Here is a 17,405-nt window from a genome sequence, read left to right as displayed (position 1 = left end):
ATCGATGGTTGAAGCCGCGCGCCGCGATCCCGGCGGCGTCGCGGACCGAATGGTTCGCGCGGGTTGCGTCAGCGCCCCGGCAACCGTCGCTCGTAGCTCGGCGCGTGACCGAACTGCGCGCGATACGCCTTGCTGAAGTGACACGGCGAATGGAATCCGCACGTCGTCGTCACGCGCGCGATCGACGCATCCGTCGTGCGCAGCAGGTCGCGCGCGCGTTTCAGCCGAAGCGTCAGGTAATAGTGAGTGGGCGACACGTTCAGGTACACCTTGAACATCCGCTGCAGGTGACGCTGCGACAGCCGCACGAGCCGCGCGAGTTCCTCGAGCGACAGCGGCTCCTCGATGTTCGCTTCCATCAGCCGCACGACCTCGATCAGTTCCGCGCGCGAGAAGCCGACGCGCGCATCGACGGGGATCGGCTGCGTATCGGTCGAGCTGCGGATGCGTTCGAGGATGAACTGCTCGGACACCTGCGCGGCGAGCTGCTGGCCGAAACGCATGCCGACGAGATTCAGCATCAGGTCGAGCGGCGCGGTGCCGCCGGTGCAGGTGAGCCGGTCGCGATCGACGACGAACAGCTCGTCGGCGAACCCCACCTGCGGAAACTCCGCATGCAGCGCGGACAGGTTCTCCCAGTGCACGGTGCAGCGATAGCCGTCGAGCAGGCCGCCCGACATCAGCGCATACGCGCCGGTGCAGATGCCGCCCAGCGGCAGCCCGCGTTCGGCGAGCGCCGCGAGCGTGTCGCGCGCGCCGTCGTCGACCACCTCGCGGATGTGAATCCCGCCGCACACGATCATCACGTCGGGCAGGTTCGTGTAGTCGAGCGCCTGGGTCGGCCGCACCGCGATGCCGTTGCTGGCCCGCACGGGGGCGCCGTCGAGCGAATAGATCGACCACTGGTAGTGATCGGCACGCCCAACGTAGTTCGCCATCCGAAGCACTTCGACCGCGCTCGAGAACGCGATCATCGAGAAGTGCGGCAGCGTCAGGAAGCCGAAATGGGCAAGGGACGAAACCGGTGAAACGCGAGCGGCGGGCACGGCGGCAGCGGCGGCGGACGTCACATCGAGCTCCTGGCGAACGGTTGAGCAGGTTGCACGCAGCCAGCCCCGTGGCAAACGCCACGGAAGCCGGTATCGAATCGGAAGAGGCGGCCGGAAGTCGAACCGGCCGCTGGTTGCTTACGCTTGCGCGGGCGCGGCCTTCGCGCGGAACAGCTGCTTCAGGCCCGAGAACAGCGGTGCTTTCGCGGTGCCCGGCGCGCGGCCGAAGCTCTCGGTGATGCGGTCGAGAATGATCGCGAGCAGCACGACCGACAGACCGCTTTCGAAGCCGAGGCCGATGTCGAGGCGCTGGATACTTGCGAGCACGTCGTTGCCGAGGCCACCCGCGCCGACCATCGACGCGATGATCACCATCGACAGCGCCATCATGATGGTCTGGTTCACGCCCTGCATGATCGACGGCAGCGCGTTCGGGAACTGCACCTTGTACAGCAGCTGCCACGGCGTGCAGCCGAATGCCTGGCCGGCTTCGACGATCTCGCGGTTCACGTGACGGATGCCGAGGCTCGTCAGGCGCACGGCCGGCGGCATCGCGAAGATCACCGTCGACAGGATCCCCGGCACGCGGCCGAGACCGAACAGCATCGCGGCCGGAATCAGGTAGACGAACGCGGGCATCGTCTGCATCAGGTCGAGGATCGGACGCACGATCGCGGCGACCCACTTGCTCTTCGCGGCCCAGATGCCGAGCGGAATGCCGAGCACGAGGCTGATGATCGTCGACGACAGCGTGAGGCCGAGCGTGATGACCGTCTGATCCCAGAAGCCCGTCGCGAAGATCAGCAGCAGCGACGCGGTGGTGAACAGCGCGAAACGCCAGCCCACGCGCCACAAGCCGACGCCGATGAAGATCGCCATCATCAGCCACATCGGGATCGCCTGCAGGCTGTGCTCGACGAAGGCGGCGAGCCCCTCGATCGCGCGGCCGATCGCATCGAACGTCGCCGCGTCATGATCGAGCAGGTAGTGAACGGACTGGTCGACCCAGGTACCGAGCGGAATCATTTCAGACATGGGAGCCTCGCGAACGCGTGATGGCCTTCAGGATAAGAGCGCGGTCGACCGAGCCGCAGTAGCAGCCGTCGTCGTCGACGACGGGCAGTGCATTCGGGCTCGCGACGACGCGCGCGACGACATGTTCGAGCGACGCATCGCGCCGGATGCTTTCGATCGGCCGCACCGACGGCGTGTCCTGACCGATCGCCTCGCGCGTGACGAAGCCGCGGATCTTGCGTGCGGCGTCGAGCACGAACGCATATTCGGCACTGCCGTTCAGCGTCGCCGCGACGTTCGCGGCGTCGCACTTCGACATGGTCGGCACGGCGCCCGTCTGCATCAGGTCGCCCGCGGTCAGATAGCGGCTCGTGTCGATGCCGTCGAAGAACGCGCGCACGTAGTCGTCGGCCGGGTTCGCGATGATGTCCTGCGGCGTGCCGACCTGCACGAGCCGGCCGCCTTCCATGATCGCGATGCGGTTGCCGATGCGCAGCGCCTCTTCCAGATCGTGCGACACGAACATGATCGTGCGGCGCTGTTCCTTCTGCAGTTGCAGCAGCACGTCCTGCATTTCGCGGCGCTTGAGCGGATCGAGCGCGGAGAACGCCTCGTCCATGATCATCAGCGACGGGTTCACGGCCAGCGCGCGGGCCAGGCCGACGCGCTGCTGCATGCCGCCCGACAGCTCGGACGGCAGCTTGTGCGCGAACGGTGCGAGGCCGACCTGCTCGAGCACCTCCATCGCACGGCGTTCGCGTTCCTTCTTGCCGACGCCCGCGACCTCGAGGCCGAACGCGGCATTCGACACCACGGTGCGATGCGGCATCAGCGCGAACGACTGGAACACCATGCTCATGTCCTTGCGGCGCAGCGCGGTCAGCGCCGAGCGGCGTGCCGACGCGACGTCGAGCCCGTCGATCAGCACCTTGCCGGCGCTCGGATCGACCAGCCGGTTCACGAGGCGGATCAGCGTGGATTTGCCGGAGCCGGACAGGCCCATCAGCACGAATATTTCGCCTTCCTGCACGTCGAACGAAACGTTGTGCACACCGACGACCTGACCGGTACGCTTGAGCACATCGTCTTTCGTTGCGCCGGCGGCGAGCATGTCGAGCGCCTGCTGCGGGTTGCTTCCAAATACCTTGCTCAGACCTTCGACTACGACCTTGGGGGCATCCATCGAAACCTTCTCCTCGTGTAGCGGGGACTCACGCGTGTGACTCAACGTGCCTACATAGTTGCCAGAAAAAACCCCGACCTGCCGACGAATTACGACAAACGCTTGCGCAAATACGACACACCCCGCAGGCCCGCCCGGCGGGGCGCGGCGCTCGGCGGCCCCCGATTGCGGCAACGCAATACGCGCACAGCCAGCAACGGCGGGCATCGCGGGCGTGACTTGTGCGCAGCAGCGCGACGCGCGAGCGGCGGCGTTTTGCGACAACCCGCAAAAACCGCGCGTCGCTTTGCGACAATTCCACGTCCGATCGGACCGTTCGCCTGCCCGGCGCCGGCAAAAAGAATGGTCGTACGAAAACAGGCGCCGCGAACGCGCGGCAGCCATGCTTCGCGGCCCGCCCGCAACCCAGAAAATCCCCCATGGCCATTGTGATACATTCCGGCAAACACGCCGATCGCGACGTCGCCGCGCGCCTTGCGCATGGCGCTGCGCCGGCAGTCCGCGCATGCCGGTTCGCCTGCCGGCCATGCGGAAACAGCCTCGATCGCGCCGCGCGACGATCGAAGGACGATAACGAAATGAGAGAGGGAGCAAGGCGATGAATTGGGCTTTTGCCGCAATCGGTTTCATCGTGGGCGGTATCGCCGCATTGTTCGGGGATTTCTCCGCCGCCAACGGCGCACTGCTCGGTGCGGCGGCCGGGTTCTGCATCGGCTACGCGCTGCAGCAACGCAAGCACACGCACGGCGGTACGCCCCCCGACGCGTTCGCGATTTCCGCGACGCCGCAACCCGCTCCCGTGCCGCTCGCCGATCGCGTCGCGCGCCTCGAAGCGGCGGTCGACGCGCTCACGCGCGAGCTCGACGTGCTGCGCGGCCAGCTCGCAGGCGCGAAGGCCGGTGCCGCAGCGACCGGCAGCGCCGCGCAGGTGCCGTCGACGCCTCCCTCCGCCATCACGCCTGCGCCCGCCGCGATCCCGCCTCGACCATCCGTGCAGCCTGCGGTCGCGAGCGCCGGCGTGCCGTCGTCGACGTCCGCGCCCGCGCCCGCGCCGGCAGTCGCCACGCGGACGAGCGCCGCACCTGCCGCCGCCGGCGCACCGACGAGTGCGCCCGCAACGACCACGCCGCCCGCCCCACCCGCCCCGCCCGAACCCCGCGAACCCGGTATCGCCGAACGCGCGCTCCGCGCCGCGCGCGACTGGCTGCTCGGCGGCAACACGGTCGTGCGCGTCGGCATCATCGTGCTGTTCTTCGGCGTCGCATTCCTGCTCAAGTACGCGGCCGACAACGACATGCTGCCGATCGAATTCCGCCTGGCCGGCACGGCGCTCGCCGCGGCCGCGCTGCTCGCGATCGGCTGGCGCGTGCGTGCGCGCCGCGCGGCGTACGGTCTCGTGCTGCAGGGTGGCGGCATCGGCATCCTGTACCTGACGATCTTCGCCGCGACCAAGCTCTACGCGCTGCTGCCGGTCGGCGCGGCGTTCCCGCTGATGGTCGCGGTGTGCGCGCTGAGCGCGTTCCTCGCGGTGAAGCAGAACGCGCTGCCGCTCGCGTTCATGGGCAGCGCGGGCGGCTTTCTCGCGCCGGTGCTGCTGTCGACCGGCCACGGCAGCCATGTCGCGCTGTTCAGCTACTACGCACTGCTGAACGCAGGCATCTTCGCGATCGCGTGGTTCAAGGCATGGCGTCCGCTGAACCTGCTCGGCTTCGTGTTCACGTTCACGATCGGCTCGACGTGGGGCGTGACGGCGTACCGCCCCGCGCTGTTCGCGACCACCGAGCCGTTCCTGATCTTGTTCTTCCTGATGTATGTCGGCATCGCGCTGCTGTACGCGGTGAAACGCGAACTGGCGCTGCGCCACTATGTCGACGGCACGCTCGTGTTCGGCACGCCGATCGTCGCGACCGCGCTGCAGGCGTCGCTCGTGAAGGACATGCCGTTCGGGCTCGCATGGAGCGCGGTCGCGCTGTCGGCGTTCTATGTCGCGATCGCCACCTGGCTCGCGCGGCGCCGCGATCGTCTCGCGCTGCTGTTCGAAGCGATGCTCGCGCTCGCGGTGATCTTCGCGACGCTCGCGGTGCCGCTCGCGTTCTCGGGCCCGACGACCAGTGCCGCGTGGGCGATCGAAGGCGCGGCGATCGTGTGGGTCGGCGTGCGCGAGAAGCGCCTTGCGCCGTTCGGCTTCGGCCTGCTGATGCAGATCGCCGCGGCCGGCGCATTCTTCACGAGCCTGCTCGGCCCGGCCGACACGAACGCGCTGCCGGTGCTCAACAGCGCATACATCGCAATGCTGCTGATCGCGCTCGCCGGGCTGTTCACGGGCTGGTGGCTGCACGGACGCGACGAAGCGCGCATGTGGCACGCGTGGATGCCGGACGTCGGCGCGGCCGCCGCGGCGTGGGGGCTGCTGTGGTGGCTGAGCGGCGGACTGCACGAGATCCTCGTCTACGCGGGCCGTCACGTCGACCTGCATGCGGACCGGTTCGTCGTCGACGCGACCGCGCTGTTCGCCGCCGGCACCGCGTGGCTCGCGCACGTCGCGCGCCGCAAGCTCGCGTGGCCGATCGCCGAATGGCCGGCACTCGCGCTGACGCCGGTGCTCGCGCTGCTCGCGTTGCGCGCGTTCGATTCGCACGAGGCGCCGCTGTCGGGCATGGGCGCGTTCGCGTGGCCGATCGCCGTCATCGCATGCTATGCGCTGCTGCTGCGGCAGTCGCGCGGCACGGCGGCAGCCGGTCCGGCGGCGAGCGCGGCGGGCGCGGCGGGCACGTTGGCCGTGGCGGCCATCCCCGTTCCCGTGATCGCGCCGTTGCACACGCTGATGTTCTGGACGTTGTGCGGGCTGTTCTCGCTCGAGGGCTTCTGGCGCCTGCGCGCGTTCGTCCCCGAAGGCGCGTGGAGCTGGAGCGCGTGGGCCTACGGCTTCGGCGCGCTGCTTCTGCTGGTGTCGGGCCCCGGCTCGCGCCTGCGCTGGCCGGTCGCCGCGTTCCCGCGCGCGTATCAGGTATGGGGGGCTGCGCCGCTCGCCGCGCTGCTGTGGCTGTGGAGCATCGCCAGCGTGACGAGCGACGGCGATGCGTCGCCGCTGTTCTGGCTGCCGCTGCTCAATCCGCTCGACGTCGCGCAACTGCTGATCTTCGTCGCGTTCGCCACCTGGCTGCGCCGCCTGAAGACGCTCGGGGTCACCTGGCATCCGCTGGCGGCCGATCTCGCCGCGCTCGCGACCGTGTTCCTGTGGTTCAACGCGCTGCTGCTGCGCACGCTGCATCAGCGTTTCCACCTGGCCTACGACATCGACACCGTGCTGTCCTCGTTCGGCATCCAGCAGGTGTTCATGGTCGGCTGGAGCCTGTTCGCGTTCGCCGGCATGTGGCTGACGCGCCGCAACGGCATCGCGCGCGTGTGCGCGCTGGCGTCGCTGCCGCTGATCGTCGTGATGTGGGCCTGGACCTTCTACGCGAACTTCACGCAGGACGGCGGCAGCTGGGCGCGCATTCCTCTGCTCAATCCGCTCGACCTCGTGCTGGTGGTGGTCTATGCGCTCGCCGCGTCGTGGTTCGTGCGTGCGCGCACGCTCGGCTGGCCGTTCGGCAACTATCGCGTCGAACTGCTCGGCGCGGCCGGCGCAACGGCCTTCCTGTGGCTGAACGCGATCCTGCTGCGCACGCTGCATCACTGGACCGGCGTGCCGTACGCATTCGACGCGATGGCGGAATCGACGCTCGTGCAGGCGTCGGTCTCCGTGTACTGGACGCTCTGCGCGCTCGCGACGATGATCTGGGCCACGCGCCGCGGCTTGCGTCCGCTGTGGTTCGTCGGCGCCGCACTCCTCGCGCTCACGGTGATCAAGCTGTTCCTGTTCGACCTGTCGCACGTCACCGGCATCGAACGGATCGTGTCGTTCATCGGCATCGGCATCCTGCTGCTGTTGATCGGCTATTTCTCGCCGCTGCCGCCGAAGGCCGCGGCCCAACCGGGCGACACCCAACCATGAAACGACTCGCAGCCCTGCTCGGCCTGAGCCTGCTGACGTCGTTCGCGACGGCCGACGGCGCCCCCGGCGCGGAACGCGTCGCCCGGCGCTTCTCGCTCGATCTCGACGGCAGCGCCGCGTATTACCAGCTCACCGTGCCGCAGGCCGTCTATGCGGCCAGCCGGCGCGACGATCTCGGCGACGTGCGCGTGTTCAACGGCGCCGGCGAGCCCGTGCCGTATTCGCTCGATGCGCCTGCGGCGGCCGCCGTGCCGCCGGCGCGCACGCCGGTGCACTGGTTCCCGCTGCCGCCCGCGCGCGCCGACGACGGTCAGGCGCCGCTCGGCGTGTCGGTCGCGCCGGACGGCTCGCTGCGCGCGGCCGTCACCGCGCCGGCTCGCGCGAAGCATGCGGCCGATCTCGTCGACCTGTCGCATGCGGACGGCGAGGTCGACGCGCTGCTCGTGCATGTGAGCGACGACAGCTACCAGGGCCGTGTCGCCGTTGAAGCGAGCGACGACCTGCGCAGCTGGCGCTCGCTCGGCAGCACGCAACTGCTGAAGGTCGGCCGCGGCGGCGACCTGCTGGTGCAGGAACGCATCGCGCTCGAGGGCGCGGGACCGCGCTACCTGCGGCTCGACTGGCTCGACGGCGCGCCCGCGATCGGATCGATCGAGATCGAAACGCAACCGCACGATGCGCGCACGACGGACTCCGCCGCCGTGCCGCGTCAATGGCGCGAAGCCGTACACGTGCGGGCCGGCGGCGCGCCCGGCGAGTATCTGTTCGATACCGATGGCGCGTATCCGGTCGACCGCGTGCGCATCGACCTGCCGCAACCGAATACGGTTGCGCGCGCAACGCTGCAGAGTCGCCCCGACGCGCAGGCGCCGTGGCGCGAGGTCGCCAATGCCGTGCTGTTCCGGCTGCAGGGCAAGGGCGGCGAGCAGCGCAACCCGCCGCTGGCGTTTGCATCGAATCCCGATCGCGCGTGGCGAATCATCGTCGACATGCGCAACGGCGGGCTCGGCGGCGGCCAGCCGGCCGTCGCGGTCGGCTGGCATCCGGCCGCCCTGACCTTCGTCGCGCGCGGCATGCCGCCGTTCACGCTCGGTGTCGGCAATGCGTCGCTGCCGTCGTCGGCCGTGAGCCGCGATGCGCTGCTGGTCGGAATGGCGCCTGAGGTGCGGCCCGCGCGCGTCGGTGCGGCGCTGCCGGCCTCGGCGGTCCCGCCCGGGCCGGCAGCCGATACGGATGCGGCCCGCCGTTACGTGCTGTGGGGTGCGCTGGTCGTCGCGGTCGGCGTGCTCGGCACGATCGCATGGCGCCTCGCACGCGGCGGCGGCGACCCGCCTGCTCGCGACGAGTAGGACCACGCCGGCACACCGGCACGCCGAATCAGGCCGGTGCCGCTCGCACCGTTCGCGCAGTTCCCACCGTTCCCACCGTTCGCGCCGCGACGCGGCCGTGCGGACGCGGACGCCACGGCGACGAGCGGCAGCTGGCCGCGCCGGCCGCCCCCATCGCCGGCGAGCGCGTACCGCGACGCGCACGCCAGTCGGCCCGGATCGCCGCGATCGCGCGAAGCGCCCATGATTGCGCCATCACGACAGGCCGCACGCCCCGCCGCGATGCCGGCGGCATGCGACGCGCGACGCATGCGACGGGACGCCTGCACAGGATCGCGCTGTCATAGCGCTTGCCGGCGAAGCGCACGATATCGACGACGTCGAAGCCCTGGGCCCGGTAGAACGCCAGCAGATGCGACGCGGGATGCGGCGTATCGAGCGCGAGCAGCGAATAACCGCGCAACGCGGCCCACTGCCCGGCAAATGCGAGCAGCGTCGCACCGATCCCGCCGCCTTGCCAGCCGGGATCGACGGCCACCTGGCGCACGCTCGCGACGCCGTCGCGACGGTACAGCGAACACGGCGACGCCGGATCGGTGGCGTAGAGCGTCATCGTGCCGACGACGCGACCACCAGACACCGCGACATGACATTCACCCGCTTCCGCGCGGCGACGCGTGACCTCCTCGGCCTGGTCGACACACGTACAGTCGAGCCCCATCGCGCCGAGTCGCGCGAACGCACGATGCAGCAGCGCGGTGAGCTGCGTGTAGCTGTCGACTGCCGGATCGAAGCGCCGCACGATGACCCGGTCGGCGCGCACGGCGGGCGGCGCGGCGGGTGAACGTTCGGCGATCGTGTTCCGGGATATCGACATGGCATCGCTCCGTGGTCAGGATGACCGAAGTCTAGGAGCGCGCCGCGAGGCGTCGCAAGAAAAAATGTCGTAAAAATGACGAGAATTCGAAGCGAGGCGATGGCGCGACGGTGTGCATTTTCATGCGTCCGGCGCCTTCGGTCACGTGGTCGAACACACCGATCGTTGTGCCTGCAAGCAATGCGTGACGCACACTGCGTCGCCGACCCCATGCCGCGCGATTCCGGACTCGCGATGCCCCGCGCGAGCGCCCCGCATCGTCGTTGACACACCCGGCGACGCGCTCCAGACTCGCTGATCCTCCACCGCACCGCGAGCGCACATGGTCACCTGCTTCCTTCGCTACGTCATCGATCCGTACAAACTCGAGCAGTTCGAAACCTACGGCAAGATGTGGATTCCGCTCGTCGAGCAATTCGGCGGCACGCACCACGGCTACTTCCTGCCTTCCGAGGGCGCGAGCAACATCGCGCTCGCGATGTTCTCGTTCCCGAGCCTCGCCGAGTACGAGCGCTATCGCGAACGCTCGAAGGCCGATCCCGCGTGCCAGGCCGCGTTCCGGTATGCAGAGGAAACACGCTGCATCGTCAGCTACGAGCGCAGCTTCTTCCGGCCGGTGTTCGAGTAACCCCGCGCATCGCGCCCCCTTTCCGGCGTCGGACGAAAAAAAGCCCCGCCTGCATCCGCGCGGCGGGGCCAACCCATGTCAGTAGAGACATCATGGAGGAGACGGGCCCATCTTATCGAGCGCGGCTCGCCGTCCCAACCAAGCATTTCTGCTATCCATCTGCGTCGCCGCGCGCACGCGCGCCCCGCGTGCCTGGCATATCGATAGAACGAAAAGTCGTTTTCAGAGTGGCGGCGGGGTCGTTACCATCTGGTTTTAAGCCTGTGCTTAGCCGGGCAAGCCATCCCCAAGGAGCGCCCTTTGACTGCATTCGATCAACACCGCCGCCCGTTCGTGGTCGGCATCGGCGGCACCACCCGGGCCGCGTCGTCGACCGAGCGCGCGCTGTCGTTCGCGTTGCGCGGCGCGCAAGCCGCCGGCGCACGCACGCGCCTGTTCGACGGCCCGTTCCTGCATACGCTGCCGCACTACGCCCCCGAACACAAGACGCTGACCGACGCGCAGCGAGAACTGATCGACACCGTGCGCGAAGCCGACGCGATCATCATCGCGACGCCCGGCTATCACGGCGGCGTGTCCGGCCTCGTGAAGAACGCGCTCGACACGCTCGAGGAACTGCGCGCCGACGAGCGCCCGTACCTCGACGGTCGCGCGGTCGGCCTGATCGTCACGGCCTACGGCTGGCAGGCCGCCGGCACCGTGCTGACGTCGCTGCGCTCGATCGTCCACGCGCTGCGCGGCTGGCCGACCCCGTTCGGCGCCACCGTGAACACGCTCGAAACGCGCTTCGAAAGCGCCGACAGCTGCTCGGACCCGAAGGTCGTCGCACAGCTCGAGACCGTCGGCTCGCAGGCAGCCGAATTCGCGCTCGCGTTCGCATCGCATCGCGCGGCCACGCATGCCGCGTCGGTCGACGCGCTCGCGCCCGTGCTGAAGATCGCCAACCAGTAATCCCCGCCTCCCCGCAGCCCGCGCCCGGCCGACGACGTTCGCCGCGCGCGGGCTGCGCGCGTCTGGCAGTCCGGCGCGCATCGCAGCGCTGCCGCCTGCTTCATGCCGGCTCCCCACCCCGATAACGATCCGGCCCACCACGTGATTTGCATTGGCCGAAAGATTGGTTCACGCGGGCCGCGGGTTTTCGTACGCTGAAAGCCCGAACCTTCCATGCGCACGCCATGAACCGCACGATCCGTTACAAGGGCTACGAAGTCGCCCCCGCCGCCGCCCGGCTGCCGAACGGGCTGTTCGCCGCGAACCTGACGATCGAGAAGGCAAGCGGCGGCCCGTCGCCGCGCGCCGTATCGTTCGACGCAATCGATTTCTTCTTCGAAGAGGAACACGCGCTCGCGTATGCGTCCCGCTGGGGACGCCTCTGGGTCGATACACAGGCCTGAGCGCGGCACCCGGCAGCGCAGGGCTGCTCGAAAATGCGCGATTACGGAAGCTATGCAAGAATCTTTCGTCTCGTAATCGCATAACAACAGCCATGTCCGACACGCTGCAGGAAGACCATGCAGCGGCAGATCACGCCATGCGCAACTGGACCTTCGAACGTCAAGGTCCGGTCAGGATCGGTTCCGATGCGCACAGGCAAATGTTCTGCCGCATGCTGCTCGATACGCACAACCCGTACAAACCGGCCGTCATCGACTGGCCGCCGCTCAAGCCCGACGAACTCAAGCGGCTCACGTCGCTGCCGATCTGGGACATCGCCGTGCAGACCGAAGGCCGCGCGTCGATCCGCGTCGCCACCTTCGCCGCAACCGTCGGCGATCCGCTGCTGCGCCGGGCGCTCGAGATGGACGGCGCCGAGGAGGCTCGGCACAAGGTCGTGCTGTCGAAGCTGGTCCAGGCATACGGCATCAAGCTCGCCCCCGAACCGGCCTATCCGGCACCGAAGGACCCCGAGTGGTCGTGGATGGTGACCGGCTTCAGCGAATGCATCGACAGCTTCTTCGCGTTCGGCCTGTTCCGCTCCGCGCAACGCTCCGGCTATTTCCCGCCCGAACTCGTCGACACCTTCGAGCCCGTGATCCAGGAGGAAGGCCGGCACATCCTGTTCTTCGTGAACTGGTATGCGTGGTACTGGCGGAGTTTGCCGTGGTGGCGCCGGCCGTGGTTCTTCGCGCGGGTGGCGGCCGTGTGGGCATTCCTGATCCGGGAACGCATCGGCATCGCGCGCGGGATCGATGCGGACGGCGTCGCGCACGACGCGAACTTTCCGGCGACGAGCACTGCCGACATCGGCGATGCGCTGAATCCGCGCGAACTGATCGAACTGTGCGTCAGCGAGAACGACCGGCGCATGGCCGGGTACGACAAACGGCTGCTGCGCCCGATGTTCGTGCCGCGCATGGCGCGCCTCGCGCTGCGATTCATGCGGAAATAAGGCTGCGGCGGCGGGTTGCCGGCCGTGCAGGCCGGCCGCCGGTGCATTGTCCGGGACGATGTACGGCGCCGCCCGGACCGGGTGGCAGAACCGGGGCGCGTTGCCGCGGCTGCCATCCTCATCGCGGTTCCCCCTTCCGGACGAGAACGAACCACACCCCGGCTCGCATCCGGCGATTTGGGTGCGGCATCGCGCCAGCCAACGGACACCCATCAGCCTGACGGTGCTCCTCCGACGCGCTTGCGTATCGTCTTTCTCTCCCGCGGAATGCCCCCTTGCCAGCGCGGTCGAGTCACCGTGAAGCAGATCCGGGTTTCCTGCTCGCGGCTCCCCGTTGCTCCCCTTCGTTCGCGTCTTCAGCCGTCATCGTGGACGCCCCGCCACCTCATCGCAACGACTCCGGTTGCAAGACTGCCCGGCGCGGGCGATCTGGCACCTCGTCTCCCCCTGCCCCAACCCGTCATATGAAGTACGTCAATTGAACAGATTCCGAAGTGGAATCCCAATCGCCGTACCAATGCACCTGTAGCACTTTTTTACAACTTTGTGAAACCGGCGGCCGGCGAAGGCCCGCCCCACGGGCGCGCGCGGCCGATGAGATGCGCAAACCAGCATAATCAGACAATCCGTGGCTCATGTTTTTTTGATTTCCCAGAAAATCAATAAATACAATTAAAAATCCACATCAAATCTCGCATTAATAAATTAACAAGAGCCTCGAATGCATACGAGCCAGCGTCCCGCCAAACATTACAACCCAGAAAGGCAAACGTTTGCCGCAAACGTTTGTCGTTTCATTTGTCTTACTTTTTTGGTTTCCAAATGTGCGGCAACACACACAAAATCACGTCACAACGTTGATTTTTATGGTTTTTTTCATCCATCACCGCATCCGCACGAGACCTTCACTCTACCTTCCAGTCATTTTCAACTTTCTTGCACACCAACAGCTCAAAACACGATCTATTAACCATCTTTTAACTTCCAAAACCTTAGATTTATCACTGTTTATCAATCTCAAAATATCGCCTCAAATAAACTCCGCCCATCAATTTTAAGATTCGCGCGAGCGCACGGCAGATTCCTCTAACGAAAGAGACCGGTGTGTGGCGTGCATATTTGGAGGTAGTAGGACATGAACCGCACATACCGCTCGATCTGGAACGAAGCCCTTGGCGCCTGGGTCGCGGCATCCGAACACGATTCGGCACGGGGCAAGCCGAACAAGTCCGCCGTTGCTGCCGCAGCACTGGTCGCTGTCGCAATGCTCCCGTCGCTCGCCAGCGCCAATACCACCATTCCAGGCACGACGAACGGTAGCCAATTCACGGTGTCGTCGTGTACGTCAAGCGGCGGTAGCGGCACCGTTGGCCGCACGACGACAGGCAACACCAACGCCTATCCCGTCGACGGATCCGGCACTTACTCCACGGTTACAGGCTGCAACTCGAGCGGCAACAACACTCTCGCGGCCACGGTTTACGGTGCGTTCGCGCAAGTGACCGGCACCGGTGGTACGGCGACGGGCTTTCTGTCATCCGCTGCGCTGTGGGGCACGTCCGCCGGCCTCGAGTCGACCGCTAGCGGCACGGGTTCGACCGCGCTCGGGTTCGGGGCAACGGCCAACGCATTGAATTCGGTCGCGATCGGCGGTGCAGCCGGTAATGGCACTACCCCGCTTTCGTATGCGAACTCGACCATCGCTTCGGGCGCCGGCGCGGTCGCAATCGGCAGTAACGCAACCAAGGGCGCGCAAGCAGCCGCTTCGGACTCGATCGCGATCGGTGGCCAGTCGTCCGTCGCGACGACCGCGACTTCCGGCATTGCAATGGGTCGCGGCGCGACGGTCAACGGCGCCTTCGGCATCGCCCAAGGCGATGGCGTCGTGTCCGGCGCGATCGGCCAGAACGTTGCGATCGGCTCGAGCGGTACGACGGCCAACAGCAGCACGGCGATCGGCGGGGCCGTGGCGATCGGTCGTGGCCAAACGGCGACGGGCAACGGCGCGGTCGCGATCGGCGACCCGAACTCGGCGATCGGTACGGGTGCCGTTGCGCTCGGTGCAAACGACGCGTCGAACGGCCAGGGCGCCGTCGCGATCGGCAATGCCAATTCCGCGACCGGTCAAGGCTCGGTCGCATTGGGCAACAGCAGCGCGGCCACCGCGGCCGGCGGCGTCGCGATCGGCGATACCGCGGTCTCCAGCGCCACCAACGCGCAGGCCTTCGGGTCCGGTGCCAATGCAAACGTGGCTGGCTCGGTCGCGCTCGGCTCCAATGCCGCCACGATCGGCGCCGCGAACACGGCGACCGGCGGCACGGGTTCCGTCACCAGCACGACGATCGGCGGCCAGACGTTCGGCACCTACGCCGGCGCGAGTTCCTCCGCGGGCGTCGTCAGCGTCGGTGCGGGCGGGGCGGAGCGGCGCATCCAGAACGTCGCCGCCGGCCTGGTCAGCACGACCAGCACGGACGCGATCAACGGTAGCCAGCTTTATGCGGTCGCCAGCACGACGACGTCGAGCATTGCCAGCCTGTCTACATCGACTTCGACCGGTATCAGTTCGCTGTCGACTGGACTCAGCTCGGCCAATAGCTCGGTCGCTTCGCTGTCGACTTCCACGTCGACCGGTATCAGCTCGCTTTCGACTGGACTCAGCTCGACCAATAGCTCGGTGGCTTCGCTGTCGACTTCCACGTCGACCGGTATCGGTTCGCTTTCGACTGGACTCAGTTCGGCCAATAGCTCGGTGGCTTCGCTGTCGTCGTCCACGTCGACGGGCCTCTCGTCGGCTAACAGCTCGATCGGCTCGCTGTCCACTTCGACTTCGACCGGCATCAACTCGCTGTCCACGGGCCTCAGTTCCGCCAGCAGCTCGGTCGCTTCGCTGTCGACTTCCACGTCGACCGGTCTCTCGTCGGCCAATAGCTCGATCTCGTCGCTTTCCACGTCGACTTCGACCGGTATCAGCTCGCTGTCCACGGGCCTGAGCTCGACCAACAGCTCGGTCGCTTCGCTGTCGTCGTCCACGTCGACCGGCCTCTCGTCGGCTAATAGCTCGATCGGCTCGCTGTCCACTTCGACTTCGACCGGTATCAGCTCGCTGTCCACCGGCCTGAGCTCGACCAACAGCACGGTGGCCTCGCTTTCGACTTCGACGTCGACCGGCCTCTCGTCAGCAAACAGCTCGATCGGCTCGCTGTCCACTTCGACCTCGACCGGCATCAACTCGCTGTCCACCGGCCTGAGCTCGACCAACAGCTCGGTTGCGTCACTGTCGACTTCCACGTCGACCGGCCTCTCGTCGGCAAGTAGCTCGATCAGCTCGCTGTCAACTGGCCTCAGTTCGACCAATAGCTCGGTGGCTTCGCTTTCGACTTCGACGTCGACCGGTATCGGCTCGCTTTCGACTGGACTCAGCTCGGCAAACAGCTCGATTTCGTCGCTCTCCACGTCGACCTCGACCGGCATCAACTCACTGTCCACCGGCCTCAGCACTGTCACGACCAAGACCGACAATCTCGGCACCAGCACGGCCTCCGCCCTCGGCGGCGGTGCGAAGTATGATCCGACGACCGGAACGGTTTCCGCTCCGGCGTACACGACGTACAACGCGAATGGCACGACGTCGACCGCCAGCAGCGTCGGCTCGGCGATCGACAGCATCAACAGCCAGGGCATCAAGTACTTCCACGCGAAGTCGACGGCAGCCGACAGCCAGGCGCTCGGCACCGACTCAGTCGCGATCGGCCCGAATGCCATCGCCAACAACACCGGCGACGTCGCGCTCGGCAGCGGCTCCGTCACCGACACGCCCCACGCGACGCCAACGGGTACCGTCGGCGGCGTAACCACCACGTTCGCGGGCGGCAATCCGAGCAGCGTGGTGAGCGTCGGCAACGCGAGTACGGGCACCACGCGTCAGATCACCAACGTCGCAGCAGGTCAGATCACGCCGACCAGCACGGACGCGATCAACGGCTCCCAACTCTTCGCGACCAATTCCATCGTGGATTCGCTGTCGACGACGGTGTCGTCGTCCAGCAGCGCGATCTCGTCGCTGTCGACCGGCATCACTTCGTTGTCGACGGGGCTGAGCTCGACCGATAGTTCGGTCGCTTCTCTGTCGACTTCCACGTCGACGGGCCTCTCGTCGGCTAACAGCTCGATTTCGTCGCTGTCCACCTCGACTTCGACGGGGATCAGCTCGTTGTCGACGGGCCTCAGCTCGACCGATAGCTCGGTGGCCTCGCTGTCGACGTCGACGTCGACTGGCCTCTCGTCGGCAACCAGCTCGATTTCGTCGCTGTCCACCTCGACCTCGACCGGCCTGTCGTCGGCTAACAGTTCGATCAGCTCGTTGTCCACGTCGACCTCGACGGGTATCAGCTCGCTGTCGACGGGCCTGAGCTCGACCGATAGCTCGGTCGCTTCGCTGTCGACGTCGACGTCGACTGGCCTGTCGTCGGCTAACAGCTCGATCGGCTCGTTGTCCACGTCGACTTCGACGGGGATCAGCTCGCTGTCGACGGGCCTCAGCTCGACCGATAGCTCGGTCGCTTCGCTGTCGACGTCCACGTCGACGGGCCTCTCGTCGGCAACCAGCTCGATCAGCTCGCTGTCCACCTCGACCTCGACCGGCCTGTCGTCGGCTAACAGTTCGATCAGCTCGTTGTCCACCTCGACCTCGACGGGTATCAGCTCGCTGTCGACGGGCCTGAGCTCGACCGATAGCTCGGTCGCTTCGCTGTCGACCTCCACGTCGACTGGCCTCTCGTCGGCAACCAGCTCGATCAGCTCGCTGTCCACGTCGACCTCGACCGGCATCAGCTCGCTGTCGACCGGCCTCAGCTCGACCGATAGCTCGGTCGCTTCGCTGTCGACCTCCACGTCGACTGGCCTCTCGTCGGCGACCAGCTCGATCAGCTCGCTGTCCACCT

Annotated in this window: 10 protein-coding genes and 1 pseudogene; 7 read left to right on the top strand and 4 right to left on the bottom strand. The window is 67.1% G+C overall.

What is annotated here, in order from left to right; genetic code table 11:
- Window positions 1-68 precede the first annotated feature (68 nt).
- From DID99_RS12785 to DID99_RS12775, 3 genes and pseudogenes are all read right to left on the bottom strand, one after another.
- Complete coding sequence (locus tag DID99_RS12785) at window positions 69-1,070, bottom strand: GlxA family transcriptional regulator (RefSeq protein ID WP_044844438.1); 1,002 nt, start codon at window positions 1,068-1,070, stop codon at window positions 69-71.
- Window positions 1,071-1,187: 117 nt separating this feature from the next.
- Window positions 1,188-2,084, bottom strand: coding sequence for a choline ABC transporter permease subunit (gene choW, locus DID99_RS12780; protein WP_044844439.1), 897 nt, complete (start codon window positions 2,082-2,084; stop codon window positions 1,188-1,190).
- A pseudogene (locus DID99_RS12775) lies at window positions 2,077-3,488 on the bottom strand (glycine betaine/L-proline ABC transporter ATP-binding protein); the annotation flags it as partial. The pseudogene DID99_RS12775 and the gene choW, both read right to left, overlap by 8 nt.
- A gap of 356 nt (window positions 3,489-3,844) precedes the next feature.
- On the opposite strand from DID99_RS12775, the gene DID99_RS12765 reads away from it, so the two are divergent.
- Window positions 3,845-7,243 (top strand): DUF2339 domain-containing protein, encoded by a 3,399-nt coding sequence (locus DID99_RS12765; RefSeq protein ID WP_124666855.1) that lies wholly within the window; start codon window positions 3,845-3,847, stop codon window positions 7,241-7,243.
- Window positions 7,240-8,592: a DUF3999 domain-containing protein gene (locus DID99_RS12760; RefSeq protein ID WP_124666854.1), complete on the top strand. Its 1,353-nt coding sequence runs from the start codon at window positions 7,240-7,242 to the stop codon at window positions 8,590-8,592. Before DID99_RS12765 ends, DID99_RS12760 begins: the two co-directional genes overlap by 4 nt.
- A gap of 28 nt (window positions 8,593-8,620) precedes the next feature.
- On the opposite strand, the gene DID99_RS12755 is transcribed toward DID99_RS12760, so the two are convergent.
- The gene (locus tag DID99_RS12755; protein ID WP_124666853.1) at window positions 8,621-9,448 is read right to left on the bottom strand and encodes a GNAT family N-acetyltransferase; all 828 of its coding nucleotides are present in this window, start codon (window positions 9,446-9,448) and stop codon (window positions 8,621-8,623) included.
- Between the two features lie 322 nt (window positions 9,449-9,770).
- On the opposite strand from DID99_RS12755, the gene DID99_RS12750 reads away from it, so the two are divergent.
- The 5 genes from DID99_RS12750 to DID99_RS12730 all read left to right on the top strand — a co-directional run.
- Entirely contained in the window at window positions 9,771-10,076 is a 306-nt protein-coding gene (locus tag DID99_RS12750; RefSeq protein ID WP_124485090.1) for an NIPSNAP family protein, read from the top strand.
- A gap of 300 nt (window positions 10,077-10,376) precedes the next feature.
- Window positions 10,377-11,027, top strand: coding sequence for an NADPH-dependent FMN reductase (locus DID99_RS12745; RefSeq protein WP_044844444.1), 651 nt, complete (start codon window positions 10,377-10,379; stop codon window positions 11,025-11,027).
- A 224-nt stretch (window positions 11,028-11,251) separates the two neighbouring features.
- Window positions 11,252-11,470, top strand: a complete 219-nt coding sequence (locus tag DID99_RS12740) for a hypothetical protein (RefSeq protein WP_006749916.1) — start codon at window positions 11,252-11,254, stop codon at window positions 11,468-11,470.
- Between the two features lie 92 nt (window positions 11,471-11,562).
- Window positions 11,563-12,465: a ferritin-like domain-containing protein gene (locus tag DID99_RS12735; RefSeq protein ID WP_124485089.1), complete on the top strand. Its 903-nt coding sequence runs from the start codon at window positions 11,563-11,565 to the stop codon at window positions 12,463-12,465.
- 1,135 nt (window positions 12,466-13,600) lie between these two features.
- The coding region (locus DID99_RS12730) for an ESPR-type extended signal peptide-containing protein (protein ID WP_260444573.1) at window positions 13,601-17,405 on the top strand (3,805 nt) is incomplete at its 3' end.

Origin of the sequence: Burkholderia sp. Bp8986, assembly GCF_003854225.1 — a bacterium.
GTDB lineage: Bacteria > Pseudomonadota > Gammaproteobacteria > Burkholderiales > Burkholderiaceae > Burkholderia.
Note: the sequence above shows the minus strand (reverse complement) of the source record. Positions and strands in the feature narration are given on the sequence as shown.

Excerpts from the sequence above, each read along its gene's own strand:
- DID99_RS12760 (WP_124666854.1), top strand. The coding sequence starts at position 7,240 with ATGAAACGACTCGCAGCCCTGCTCGGCCTGAGCCTGCTGACGTCGTTC.
- DID99_RS12735 (WP_124485089.1), top strand. The coding sequence starts at position 11,563 with ATGTCCGACACGCTGCAGGAAGACCATGCAGCGGCAGATCACGCCATG.
- DID99_RS12750 (WP_124485090.1), top strand. The coding sequence starts at position 9,771 with ATGGTCACCTGCTTCCTTCGCTACGTCATCGATCCGTACAAACTCGAG.
- DID99_RS12740 (WP_006749916.1), top strand. The coding sequence starts at position 11,252 with ATGAACCGCACGATCCGTTACAAGGGCTACGAAGTCGCCCCCGCCGCC.
- DID99_RS12755 (WP_124666853.1), bottom strand. The coding sequence starts at position 9,448 with ATGTCGATATCCCGGAACACGATCGCCGAACGTTCACCCGCCGCGCCG.
- choW (WP_044844439.1), bottom strand. The coding sequence starts at position 2,084 with ATGTCTGAAATGATTCCGCTCGGTACCTGGGTCGACCAGTCCGTTCAC.
- DID99_RS12765 (WP_124666855.1), top strand. The coding sequence starts at position 3,845 with ATGAATTGGGCTTTTGCCGCAATCGGTTTCATCGTGGGCGGTATCGCC.